This is a genomic window from Nannocystis sp. RBIL2 (genome assembly GCF_026626745.1).
Taxonomy (GTDB): domain Bacteria; phylum Myxococcota_A; class Polyangia; order Nannocystales; family Nannocystaceae; genus Nannocystis.
Genome location: NZ_JAPNJW010000002.1, coordinates 1,983,983 through 1,996,250 on the forward strand (window position 1 = coordinate 1,983,983; position 12,268 = coordinate 1,996,250).

General features: G+C 71.8%; 8 protein-coding genes. 1 reads left to right on the forward strand and 7 read right to left on the reverse strand.

Annotated elements, in window-relative coordinates:
* Positions 1–110: 110 nt before the first annotated feature.
* A complete protein-coding gene (locus OV090_RS33000; RefSeq protein ID WP_267708650.1) occupies positions 111–2,255 on the reverse strand; it encodes a bifunctional serine/threonine-protein kinase/formylglycine-generating enzyme family protein in 2,145 nt (714 codons plus the stop codon).
* Positions 2,256–2,800: 545 nt separating this feature from the next.
* Between OV090_RS33000 and OV090_RS33005 the strand changes: the two genes are divergently transcribed.
* Positions 2,801–4,480, forward strand: coding sequence for a hypothetical protein (locus tag OV090_RS33005; protein ID WP_267708651.1), 1,680 nt, complete (start codon positions 2,801–2,803; stop codon positions 4,478–4,480).
* A 431-nt stretch (positions 4,481–4,911) separates the two neighbouring features.
* Here OV090_RS33005 and OV090_RS33010 read toward each other — a convergent pair whose 3' ends face one another.
* From OV090_RS33010 to rapZ, 6 genes are read right to left on the reverse strand one after another with little or no spacing between them, the layout of a single operon-like run.
* Positions 4,912–7,992, reverse strand: coding sequence for a hypothetical protein (locus tag OV090_RS33010; protein ID WP_267708652.1), 3,081 nt, complete (start codon positions 7,990–7,992; stop codon positions 4,912–4,914).
* 12 nt (positions 7,993–8,004) lie between these two features.
* On the reverse strand, positions 8,005–8,859 hold the full coding sequence (locus tag OV090_RS33015; RefSeq protein WP_267708653.1) for an alpha/beta fold hydrolase: 855 nt from the start codon (positions 8,857–8,859) through the stop codon (positions 8,005–8,007).
* Between the two features lie 23 nt (positions 8,860–8,882).
* A complete protein-coding gene (gene ptsP, locus OV090_RS33020) occupies positions 8,883–10,706 on the reverse strand; it encodes a phosphoenolpyruvate--protein phosphotransferase (protein WP_267708654.1) in 1,824 nt (607 codons plus the stop codon).
* The gene (locus OV090_RS33025; RefSeq protein WP_267708655.1) at positions 10,703–10,978 is read right to left on the reverse strand and encodes an HPr family phosphocarrier protein; all 276 of its coding nucleotides are present in this window, start codon (positions 10,976–10,978) and stop codon (positions 10,703–10,705) included. The genes ptsP and OV090_RS33025 overlap by 4 nt, the downstream gene beginning before the upstream one ends.
* A complete protein-coding gene (locus OV090_RS33030) occupies positions 10,975–11,397 on the reverse strand; it encodes a hypothetical protein (protein WP_267708656.1) in 423 nt (140 codons plus the stop codon). The genes OV090_RS33025 and OV090_RS33030 overlap by 4 nt, the downstream gene beginning before the upstream one ends.
* Positions 11,390–12,268, reverse strand: a complete 879-nt coding sequence (gene rapZ, locus OV090_RS33035) for an RNase adapter RapZ (RefSeq protein WP_267708657.1) — start codon at positions 12,266–12,268, stop codon at positions 11,390–11,392. Before rapZ ends, OV090_RS33030 begins: the two co-directional genes overlap by 8 nt.

Below are 12,268 nucleotides of genomic sequence, written 5' to 3' on the forward strand. Positions count from 1 at the left end.
GCCGGAAGACATGTCCCCGGGGACAGGTCATGCGAGCGGACTCGGCCGTGCGACATGGCCCGTGGGACAGGTTGCAGTGACCTGTCCCGCGGGACATCTGGGGGCGGCCGTCAGCGCGGGTCGGCGGCGCAGCGGAAGCCGATGCCGTGGGTGTGCGCGTCGGCGTCGTTGGGGAAGCGCAGCGCCGGGTCGGTGTGCTCGGGCTCGGAGCTGTTGAAGGCGCCGCCGCGGATCACCCGGTTGTTGCCGGGCATCGGCGGGGCCGGCTCGCCCTCGGCGGTCGGGTAGCGCTCGAAGCGGTCGGCGGTCCACTCGAACACGTTGCCGACGAGGTCGAACAGGCCGTTCTCGGTCTTGCCGCCGGGGAAGCTGCCGACCGGCGCGGTGCCGACGAACTTGTCGTCGGCGGCGTACATCGGCTCGACCGGCGGCAGGCCCTTCTGCTTGCGCCACGCCACGCACTCGGTGCCGCAGGCGTTGAGGTGCTCGGGGCTCGGGGCGCCGTCGCCCCACGGGAACACGCGGCCGTCGGAGCCGCGGGCGGCGAACTCGAACTCGGCCTCGCTCGGCAGGCGCCCGCCGTGGACGCGGCAGTACTCGTCGGCCTGGGCCCAGGTGACGCAGTTGATCGGGTGCTGCTTGCGCTCCTCGTTGCCGGCGTTGCACAGCGTCGTGTAGGCGGCCTTGGCCTTGTCCCAGTCGGCCCGCTTGCTCGCGCCCTGCGGCCAGAAGGCGTCGCGGTAGGCCCGCTTGCACTCGCCCTTGTCCGAGCAGGCCTCGTACTTCTCGGTCGTGACCTCGTAGATGTCGATGCAGAACGGCCGGATCTCGACCTTGTGCAGCGGCCGGGCCAGCGCCAGCACCGGCTTCTCCGACTCGGTGCCCATGAAGAAGTTCTTGCCGGTGACGAAGGCCATGCCGTCGGGGCACGAGGTCGGCGGCTTGGGCGGCTCGACCTTGACCTCGGGCTTGGGCGGCTCGACCACCTTGGCCTCGACGGGCGGCGGCTGCTCCGGCGGCTTCTCGGCCTCGCCGCCGCCGCGGGTAGCGACGAACACGGCGACGCCGACGGCCACGAGGGCGCCGACGATCGCCGCGATCGCGCCGACTGCCATCGGCTTGACCGTGGGCGCGGGCGGGGTGACGACGGTGGCCGGAACCGGCGGCGAAGCGGGGGTCGGCGGCGCCGACATCGTGAGGACCGGCTGCTGCGCCAGCAGCTCGCCGGAGCGGCGCGTCTTGAGCCCGCCGCCCTGGCCGTCGGGCACGACGGTTTGACCGAGGGTGGTCTCGCCGGCCTGGATCGCCGGGTACTCCTTGAGCTCGAGCGCGGCGGCGAGGCCGGTCCAGAACTCGCCCATGTTGGGGTAGCGGTCGACGACCTTGACCGCCAGCGCCTTCTGGAACACGGCCTCGACGGCGTCGCTGATGGTGATGCCGAAGGTCCGCGGGGTCGGGCGCCGCTGGGTGTTCTGGGTCGCGAACGCGAACTGGATGAACTGCTCGCCCTCGAGGGCCGGCAGGCCGCCGCGCATGATCTCGACCAGCACGAGCGCCATTTGATAGACGTCGGTCCACGGCCCGGTGGCGCCGTAGCTGCGGTCGAACTGCTCGGGCGCGCCGTAGGTCGGGGTGAAGCTCGAGATCTGCGTGCCGGTGGCCTGCATCGCGGTGCGGGCCTGGCTCTGCATGACCTTGGCGATGCCGAAGTCGAGGACCTTGATGACGACGCCGGGCGCGAGCGTGTCGCCGAGGACGAAGAAGTTGGCCGGCTTGATGTCGCGGTGGGCGACGCCGCGGCCGTGGGCCAGCGCGAGGGCGCGGGCGCAGCCGTCCATGAGGTTGAAGGTCTCGAGGGCGCTGCGCTCCTGCGAGCGCGGCTTGCCGTCGTCGTGGCCGATCCACGACTCGAGCGGGCGGCCGTCGAGCCACTCGAGCACCATGTACGGCAGCCACACGCCGCCGGGGGTGGTGAGCGTGCCGATGTCCCGCGCCTGGACGATGCCGGTGGTCCGGCTCGACAGCGCGGTCAGCAGCTTGCCCTCGCGGACGAACGCCTCGAGCAGCTCCTCGCGCATCTCGACCGGGGCGTTCGACAGCGCCGTGAAGCACTTGACCGCCACGGGCTCGTCCCAGATCCGGTGGTTGGCCCGGTAGACGATGCCGAAGCCGCCCTCCCCGACCACACGCTCGATGAAGTACTTGTCGGCGACGAGGGTGCCGACGAGCCCGAATCGGTCGACCGCCTCAGCCATGGCGGCTCTCCTTACGGACAGAGGTGCGGTCTGGATCGAGCGCAGGCATGTGCATGATCAGCGGCGCGATTGTACGCCAGCGTCGCGCGGCGCGCACCGCGGCGGTTGTCGCGGCAGCCAGCCCTTTTTTTGCCCTCCGCCGCCCGGACTCGTAGGGTCCGCCAATGTCCGCCCGTCCGTCGCTGTTCATCTGCGCCGCCCTGCTCGCGGCCCTGATCGCGCCACCGGCCTCCGCCAGCACTGCCACGACGGCGACGCGCGGATCCACACAGAGGCCCGCGACGGCCGCCGCCGGGCGCCAGACGGCGACCCCGGCCCGGCCGGCGGCGACGAGCCCGGCGCCGGCCCGACCGGCCGCGACGGCGGCGAAGCCGACCGCCCCGGCCGCGTCTGGCCGTCAGGACATGGCGAAAAGGCCAGGCAGCTCGCAGACGGCGACGCATGTGCGATCGGGCACGACGACCCCGGCCCGGCCCCATGTGACGACGCAGTCACGCCGGACCGACGCGGTCGACGGAAGCGGACCGGCGAGCAAGCGCGCCGACGTGATTGACGGCCGCGACGCGGCGGCGGTGCGCGAGCTGTACCGGCGCAAGCCGGCCCGCGGGGCCAACCGGACTGCCACGAACGCCGCCCGCCCGACTCCCGTGGAGCCGAGCCAGCCCGCCGCGACCGCGACGCGCGGGGCGACCCGCTCGTCGGCTGCTCCCGCGACGAACCGCCCGGGCGAGGCGACCGCGGCCCGCGGCACGAGCCGGCCGGAGCCCCGTGCGGAGGCCCGCGGCACGTCGAGCGAGGCCGACCGCAGCAGCAAGAAGATCGACGCGGCGCCGTCCGGTCGCCAGACCCCGGCCGTGGTCACACGCGAGCCGATCCCCGCGCCGGCGGCGCGAGAGCCGGAGGTCGACGAGGCCCCGGCGACGACGCAGGTAGCTGACTCTTCCGACATGGTGAAAAAGACCGGTCCGAAGAAACAGCGTCGAAAGGCCAGCCAGGACGAGGACGAGGTGATGGCGACGGCGACCGGTCCGCGGCCGACGGCGGCCAGCAGCTGCGCGGCAGGTTTGGGCGCCGCGCCGGCGCTGCAGTTCGACCGCACGCGGGCGAGCCTGCGCGAGTTCTCGTGGGCGGACATGGCGTACTTCTTCGAGACCGCCGCCGACGAGGCCGAGCCCGAGCCGCGGCAGGTGGCGCGCGAGGGCTCGCTGCGGGCCGACGAGGCGATCCGCCTGGCAGGCCTGCCGCGGCGCCCGCTCGAGGCGGTGGCCCAGGCGCAGGCGGTCGATCTGCTGACCGAGCGCGAGCTGGTGCGCATCGACAAGGCGCTCTCGGGCGCGAGCCCGGCCGCGATCGCCACGCTGCTGCGGGCCGACTCGCCGACCCTGCGGGCGCACGTGTGGACCTGGCTGGCGACCACCCCGGCCGGCGCTTGCACCCTGGTCAAGCTCGACGGCCGCGAGGTGGAGGCGGCGATCCGCGACCGCAGCGTGGCGGTCGAGCACGGCGAAGATCTGGTGTTCCGCCCGCTCGGCGACTACGCGCTGCAGGCCCGCTCGCGCCTGGCGGCCGCCGATCCGCAGGCCTACGACAACCTGCTGCGCTCGCTGGCCATGGACACCGGCATCGACGGGCGGGTGCGGGCGGTGATCGCCGGCCTGCGCGTGCGCCGGGGCCACGCCGACTCGATCGAGGCCGGGCTGCGCGACCCGGTGGCCGCGATCCGCGGAGCCACTGCTTCCGCGGCGATCGACCGCGACCGCCCGCGCTACGAGGGCCGCGTGCTCGACCACGCGGCCGACGACCCGGCCGATCTGGTGACGGAGCTGATCGTCGGCGAGCTGCTCGGCGGACCCGACGGCACGCCGCAGGGCGAGCTGGCGCAGCGCCGCGACGAGCGGGTGATGGCGGCGCTGGCCCGCTGGAAGGGCCGCGGCGATCCGATGGCGCCCCTGCCCGTCCCCAGCCAGCCGCTGCGCTTCCAGGTGCAGAAGAAGATGGAGGCCGCGCCTGCGCCCGCGCCCGCGCCGATGATCGCGGCGACGCCGGTCGAGCCGGCGGCGCCGGTCGAGGCGCCCGCGCCCGCGCCGGTCAAGACTGTCGAGGAGCCGGTCGAGGCGCCGCGCCCGCTGGCGCACACGCCCACCCGCCGCGAGCCCGAGGCCGCGAGCGGGCCGCAGCTGCCGAGCGTGCTCGACGACCCGACCGGGACCTCCCTGCGACCCTGAGCTTTCGGACATGCTCAAAAGGCCATGCTCTTCGGAGCATGGCCTTTCGACTTCTCGAGCTCACCTGAGCACGGGATGACCCAGATGCGCCGTTATCGTTGGTGAGTGTGCCTTGACTAAGATGTAGTGGTCCTCGACTTCGAGCAGCGTCCACTCTCCCCCGCCCTCTACAGCAATGAATCGCTTTAGCTGGGCCAGAGTTGCGTTTCCACGACCTGATGCTTGCACATCAGCTTTGGAGCGCCGGGAGACGATGTCTGCGGTATCCGTCCACTGTTTCAACCACGCTCGACCCATAGTCATCCTCGAAGAAGCCTATTCTGTCGCACCTCTTACTTGGGAACAAGCTCGACTTTCCATTGCTCAGGGCAAGGTGACTCCAAGACTCTGCCTGCCCAATTTGCGCAGTCGGGCTTCGGAAGTTCTCCCGCTCAGAAGCTGCGGGCGATCAGCGCCCGGAAGTAGTTGACGTCGCCGCGCTCGGCGAAGCCGTGGGCGTAGGTGAAGAACAGGTCGATGGTGTCGCGGTAGCCGATGCGGAAGCTGAACACGAGCGACATGCCGAGGCTCCAGCGCAGCGCCTCGCGGCTCAGGCGCTCGGTCCAGGCCACGCCGACGTCGGCGAACGGGATCGTCGTCAGGCGGCGCAGATACAGCGGCAGCGAGCTCATGCCGCGCTCGATGTCGACGAGCGGGATCCGGTACTCGCTGTTGAGCACCGCGTAGTAGTCGCCGGGCAGCGAGCGCCAGGCGAAGCCGCGCAGGTAGCCGGCCTCGCCGAAGGCCTCGCGGCGGAGGAACGACTGGATGACGTCGGGCTGGTCGCGCAGGCCGCCGAGGCGGAAGCCGCCGAGTCGGCCGAGGCCGCCCGCAGAGGCGCCGCCGCCGATCCGCAGCGCCAGCACCTGGTGGCCGCGCCAGGGCATCCGGATCCGCTCGGTGTAAGCGGCGCCGATCTGGATGTCGCCGTACTGCCCGCCCAGGTGCGGATCGACCACCGACAGGCGCACGCTCGCGGCCCGCCCGGTCTCGTCGCCGTAGCCGTAGCGGACGCTGCGGAGGTTGTTGTAGCGCAGCTCGAGGTCGACGCGGCCGAGGTCGCCGGCGGCCGGCGGCGTGCTCGCGGGGGCGTTGGGGTCGAGCCGCTCGCGGTCGCGGTCGAGGTCGCGGAAGCGGGTGAACACGTAGTCGAGGCTGGCGCTGGCGTTGTGGATCGCGTGGCGCACGATCGGCACGTCGATGCCGGCGCGCACCGACGTCTGGCGCTCGCGGTAGCCCTTCTGCGCGTACGGCTGGAAGCTGCCGTCGGCCGAGATGTTGTCGTAGCTGTAGCGCTGGCTGCTGTCGTGGATCCGGAAGTCGCGGCGGAAGGCGAGGCGGAAGGTCGGCACCAGGCGGGCGAAGGTGTACTCGACCGAGCCGGTCGGCTGCTGGTGATCGACGAACTGGCGGAACACGCCGGTGAGGCGGTGGTAGCCGACCACGTCGGCGATCTCGAGCTTGGCCCCGAGCTCGAGGCCCTGCCCCGCGCCGCCGAAGTCGAGCGAGGCCGGGGCGATGGCCCGCGGGTACATGGTGCGGATCGGCTTGTAGCGGGTGCTGCGGGCGCTGGCGGGCCGCCCGCGATCCTCGGGCAGTGGCGGGTTCGGCTCGTCGGCCACCGGCAGGTCGTCGACCACGGGCAGCGGCTCGAGGAACGAGCTCGGGTCGAACTTCATGACCCAAAGGTCATATCCGGTCGAGCTCGCGCCGATGTAGGCGATCCGCGTGCCGTCGTGGCTGACGACGGCGTCGAAGGCGGCGCCGAGGACGTTGGTGACCTGGTGCGTGCGACCGGTGGCGAGGTCGATCGCGTAGACGTTGATCACGTGGTCGCGGTCGGACGAGAACAGCAGCCAGCGGCCGTCGGGCGAGTACGCGGGGGTGATGTCGAGCCAGCGGTCGGCGGTCAGCCGCGTGTGCGTGCCGGCCTCGCGGTCGTAGACGTAGAGGTCGCGGTAGCCGCCGGCGCGGTGCATCGAGTAGGCGACCTTGCGGCCGTCGGGCGACCAGCGCGGGGTGTAGACCTGCTGCATGCGCTCTGTCGGCGCGACCTCGGTGACCTCGCGGGTGTGCAGATCGAGGAAGGCGAGGCGCGACTGGGCGGCGTCGTTGCGCACGAACACGACGGTGCGGCCGTCGGGCGCGACCTGGGCGTCGCGGGCGCGCAGGCCGAAGGTCAGCTGCTCGGTGTCCGCGGGGCCCTGGCGGGCGTTCGGCGCCCCGTGCTCGCCGTGCCACAGGTAGAGGTCGTTCCACGCGTAGCGCAGGTCGTGGAGCGACCATTGCTCGAAGACCATGTCCTTTCCGCCAGGTAGGAACGAGCCGGTGGTCGCGCCCTGGACCTCGACGATCCGCTCGATGTCGGTGCTCTGGCCCTGACGGCCGACGCCGACGCCCTCGCGGAGCCGACCGCCGCGGCTCGAGATCCGGCGGATGCCCGGGTTCGAGTGGCCGTCGTCGTCGTAGAAATAGATCATGCGGTCGTCGGCCGACCAGAAGGGCCGGCGCGTGAACGCGTTGCTGGCCTCGGAGGCGACCGTGAAGGTGAGGCGCCGGCCCTCTCGGATGCCCCGGCCGCGGATCGCCCGCGCCTGGGCCTCGAAACGGCGGGTGATGTCGAGCTCGAACTCCTTCCACAGCTGCTCGAAGCTGACGCCGAGGACCCGCGAGACGGCGCGGTGGATCCCGTACGGCACTGCCTGACCACCGTAGGTGTGGCTGAGCTCGCGCAGCTTGTCGTGGCCGTAGTGCGTGCCGATGTAATCGACGAGGTGGAGGCCGTAGAGATAGACCGTGGTGACGTTGGGGAAGATCGTGCCGGGCGAGGACACGCGGTCGATCGGCTGGAAGCCGTGCTCGAGCACGTGCATGCGCATCATGGTGTCGAACTGGGCCGAGCGGTGGCGACCCTGCGACGACAGGCGCGACTCCTCGTAGGTCGCCAGGCCCTCGATGAACCACCGCGGCTGGGCGCCGTTGGGCGGCCACACCTTGCCGAGCACGCCGAAGCCGAGCAGCGCGTTGACGAGGCGCGGGACGCCGTGGATGGTGTCGATGTGGACGATGTGCGTGTACTCGTGGGTGAGCAGGACGTCGAGCCAGTCGTCGTAGCTCTCGAGCACCGACATCGACTCGGGCGCGGTGACGTTGCCGTTGATGTGCGCGTACGGGACGACCGAGGCGCTACCGTTGGCCGAGTCGGTGTCGTCGGTGAGGATCACCTGCGTGCGCAGGTACGGGCTGTGGCCGAGGTCGGGGGCGAGGCGCGAGTGGGCCCGCTCCATCGTCGCCGCGGCCCGCTCCGCCGCGACCTCGTTGCCCTGGTAGTAGTGAATGACGAAGTGCTCGGTCTGCAGGGTGCGCCACCGCTGATCGCGGGTGCCCGCCTCCGCGACCGTAGCGACCAGCGTGAGCAGCAACAGGCACCCCAACGCGAACCACCGCGCGCGGCCGGGGCGTGATGCAGACACCCTCGAATGGTATCAGGCCGTCGCGCCGAGGTGCTCACGGACCAGCGCCGTCAGCGCCGCAGGCCGCTCCTCGGCGACGGCGTGGCCGCAGCCGTCGACCCACCGGAGGGCGGCGCCGCTGATGGCGTCGCGCAGGCGCGAGGCGTGCTCGCGCGGGACGATGGCGTCGCGCTCGCCCCAGATGACGAGCGTGTCACACGTCAGGGCCTTGAGCCGCGGCAACATGCCGGCCATGCGCTCGTCGTTGGCGAGCTGGGTCAACATCGCATAGGCCGCCTCGCGCCCGCCGGTGCGCGCGAGCCGATCCCAGTAGAGGTCGAGGTCGTCCTCGCCGAGCCGGGTCGGGTCGGCCAGCGCGCGCGCCAGGTAGTGCGCCAGAGCTGGCCTTCGGTACAGGTTCTTGAAGACATACGGGCCGAGGCCGGGGACCAGGGCGAGCTTGCCCTCGAGCGGCAGCGGCATGGCGAAGCAGGTGGCGTCGACGAGCAGCAGGCGGCGCACCCGCTCGGGGGCGGCGTCGGCGAGACACACCGCGATCGCGCCGCCCCAGCTGTGGCCGAGCACGTCGACCTGCTGCAGGCCGAGGTCGTCGAGCAGCGCCAGCAAGACGCGCGCGAGCCAGGTCGGGCTGTAGCCGGCGCAGTGCACCGGCGGCGGGCGATCGCTGTCGCCGGCGCCGGGGAGGTCGGGGATCAGCAGGCGACGCGTCGGCGCGAGCTCGGGGACCAGCGCCCGGAAGGCGTAGCCGTAGACCATCAGGCCGTGGATCAGCAGCAGCGGCGGCTCGCCGTCCGGCGCGGCGGGACCGATGTCGCGGAGGTAGAGGCGGCCGAAGTCGAGCGACACCAGCCGCGAGCGATCGGGCACGACGGGCTGATAGCCCGGGGCCTTCACGGCCCGCCCTCCCCTTCGCTGCAGCCGTGGCGGAGGTGCTCGGGGAAGCGCGCGCGCATGGTCGCCAGCACCAGCTCGTCGGCCTCGCTGGCGGAGTCGACCTTGAGCACGCGCTCGGCGAGCTCCTTCATGTCGTCGGTCTTCGACGAGCGGATGATGTGCTTGATGACGGGGATCGCGCTCGGGTGCATCGACAGCTCGGCGACGCCGAGGCCGAGCAAGACCCAGGTGTAGCGCGGATCGGCGGCCATCTCGCCGCACAGGCTGACCGGCACGTGGTTGCGCGCGCCGGCCTCGGCGACCTCCTTGATGAGGCGGAGGATCGCGGGGTGCATCGGCTGGTAGAGGTACGAGACGGCCTCGTTCTCGCGGTCGATCGCCAGAGTGTACTGAATGAGGTCGTTGGTGCCGATGCTGAGGAAGTCGACGCGGCGGGCGAAGTGCTCGGCGGTGAGGGCCGCGGCGGGCGTCTCGATCATGACGCCGATGTCGATGTCGTCGGCGTGCGCGACCCCGGCGGTGGCCAGCTGATCGCGCGCCTCCTCGATCGCGTCGAGGCCGGCGCCGAGCTCGTCGACGCCGCCGACCAGCGGCAGCATGATCGCCAGCGGGCCGTGCACGCCGGCGCGCAGGAAGCCGCGCAGCTGGGCGAGGAACATGTCGCGCTCGCGCAGGGCGAGCCGCAGCGACCGCATGCCCATCGCCGGGTTGCGCTCGTCCTCCATCTCGAGGAGCTTGGTCGGCTTGTCGGCGCCGAGGTCGAAGGTGCGGAACACCACCGTGTAGGGGGCGCAGCGCCGCAGGACGTGCTTCGCCATGCGGTAGTGCTCCTCCTCGCTCGGGAGGGTGTCGCGGTTCATGAACATGTACTCGCTGCGGTAGAGGCCGACGCCCTCGGCGCCGTGGCGCAAGGCGAGGTCGAGCTCCTCCGAGATGGCGATGTTGGCGCGCACGCGCACGTGCAGGCCGTCGAGGGAGACGGCCGGAAAGGCGTGCTCCTTGCGGATCTTCTGCTCGAAGGCGAGGTGGCGCTCGCGCTCGGCGTGGAAGTGGGCGACCTCCTCCGGCGTCGGCCGGACGATGATGCGCCCCCGCACCGCGTCGACGACGATGAGGTCGCCGGCGTCGACCGCCGCCAGCACGTCGTCGACGCCGACGACCGCGGGGATCTGCAGCGAGCGCGCCATGATGGCACTGTGGGAGGTCTTGCCGCCGACGCCAGTCACGAGCCCCGCGACCTGGCAGCGGTGCATCCGCGCAGTGTCGGCGGGGCTGAGGTCCTGAGCCACCACCACCGATCCGGCCGGCGGGTCGATCTCGTCGCCGTGCTCGCCGAGCAGCGCCTGCAGCACGTTCTCGATCAAGTAGGTGAGGTCGCTGCCGCGCTCGCGGATGTAGTTGTCGTCGGCGTGGCCGAGGACCTCGAGGATCTGGTCGGTGACGGTGGTGAGCGCCCACTCGGCGTTGGCGAGCTCCTCGCGGATCAGCGTTTCGGTGCGCTGGATCAGATCCGGGTCGCGCAGGATCATCTGCTGCGCCTTCAAGATCTGGCGGTGCTCGCCGTGCGGCAGCTTGCTCTTGACGACCTCGATCTGCTGCCGACACGCGCGCAGGGCCTCGTGAAGGCGCTCGATCTCGGACTCGACCCGGTCGCGGTCGATGTGGGTGTGGAGGACGTGGACGCGCCGGCGGTCGACCACGTAGGCCGGGCCGATGCCGACGCCGGGGCTGGCGGCAGCGCCGTCCATCTCGCGGCGCAAGCCGAGGTCGGTCTGGCGAAACAGGCCCGAGAAGGCGGCGCTCTCCGCTCCGTCGTTCACAGCTCTCCGAATCCGCTCTTGATCAGCTTGCTCAGCGCGTCGAAGGCCGGCGTGGCGTCGGCACCCTCGACGCGAAGCATGACACGGCTCCCTTGACCGCAGGCGAGCATGAGCACGCCGAGGATGCTCTTGGCGTTGACCTCCGTGCCCTCGCGCGCGATCCAGACGTCGGACTTGAACTTGTTGGCGAGGTTCACCAGCTTGCTCGCGGCCCTGGCGTGGAGCCCGAGCTTGTTGACGATCTCGAACTCACCCTGCATCTGCTTGCTCATGCGGTGCTCTCCTTGGCGGGCGACGGGACGTGGACGGCCAGGGCCCGCCTGGCGGAGTCGGCGCAGGTGCGCGCGAGCTCCTCGGGGGACAGGGTGGCGCGATCGAGGCTGGCGAGCTTGAGCAGGACGTTGAAGCTGAGCCCGCTGAGCACCACCGGCGGCGCCGTGGCCTCGCGGATCCCGCACGAGCACGGGCTGGCGCCGTAGGCGTCGGCGATCATCAAGACGCCACGGCCGCGGTCGGCGGCCGCGAGCGCGGCCTTGAGGCGTGTCTTGAGGTCGTCGGTCTCGCCGCGGCCGGCGTCGACCGCGATCACTTCGGAGAGCCCCGTCTCGCCGCACACCCCGCGCGCGGCCTCCAACAGGGCGCTGGCACTGCGACCATGTCCCACGAGGACGATACCCACCTGCTCAGGCATGAACCGTCTCCTTGGCCGCCGCTTCCGGGAGGTCGCGGTGGCGGATGATGAGCTGCGGCGGCGGCCGCGACAGCGGTTCGCCTACGGACAGCCGTTGCGCGAGGGCTTCCGTCAAGGCCACGGAACGATGCTGCCCGCCCGTACAGCCGAGCGCAACGGTGAGGTACGAGCGCCCTTCGCGCACGCTGCGCGGGACGACGAAGCGGAGCAGGCCCTCGAGGTGGTCGAGCAGCACCGCGGCGTCGGTCTGGCCGAGCACGAAGGCGGCGACCTCGGCGTCGAGGCCGGTGCGCGGGCGCAGCTCGGCCACGTCGTACGGGTTGGCGAGGAAGCGGACGTCGAACACGAGGTCGGCGAAGCTCGGCAGGCCGGTCTTGAAGCCGAACGAGGTGAGCACGAGGTGGAGCACCGAGGCCGCGCTGTAGCGGTCGCGGATCATCTGCCGGAGCTCGCGCGCCCGCAGGCCGCCGGTGTCGATGGTGGCGGTGGTGCGCGTCCGCAGCGAGCGCAGGCCCGCGCGCTCGTCGGTGATCGCGTCGGGCAGCTCGCCGAGCGGGTGGCGCCGGCGGGTCTCGGCGAAGCGACGCACGAGCACGTCGTCGGGGGCGTCGAGGAACAAGATCTCGACGCGGTGCCCGGCCTGCACGAGCTGCAGGTGGACGCTGGCGAAGGCGCCGAGGTGGCCGACCTCGCGCGCGTCGATGCCGACGGCGATCCGCCGCGGGGCCTCCTCGGCCGCCAGGACGTCGACGAGCTGCGGCAAGAGCAGCACGGGGATGTTGTCGACGCAGTAGAAGCCGATGTCGGCCAGCGCCGCGAGGGCGGTCGACTTGCCCGCCCCGCTCATGCCCGTGACGACGAGCAGCTCCAC

Bases quoted from the DNA above. Each gene is read 5' to 3' on its own strand.
- OV090_RS33000 (WP_267708650.1), bottom strand. From the start codon at position 2,255: ATGGCTGAGGCGGTCGACCGATTCGGGCTCGTCGGCACCCTCGTCGCC.
- OV090_RS33025 (WP_267708655.1), bottom strand. From the start codon at position 10,978: ATGAGCAAGCAGATGCAGGGTGAGTTCGAGATCGTCAACAAGCTCGGG.
- OV090_RS33030 (WP_267708656.1), bottom strand. From the start codon at position 11,397: ATGCCTGAGCAGGTGGGTATCGTCCTCGTGGGACATGGTCGCAGTGCC.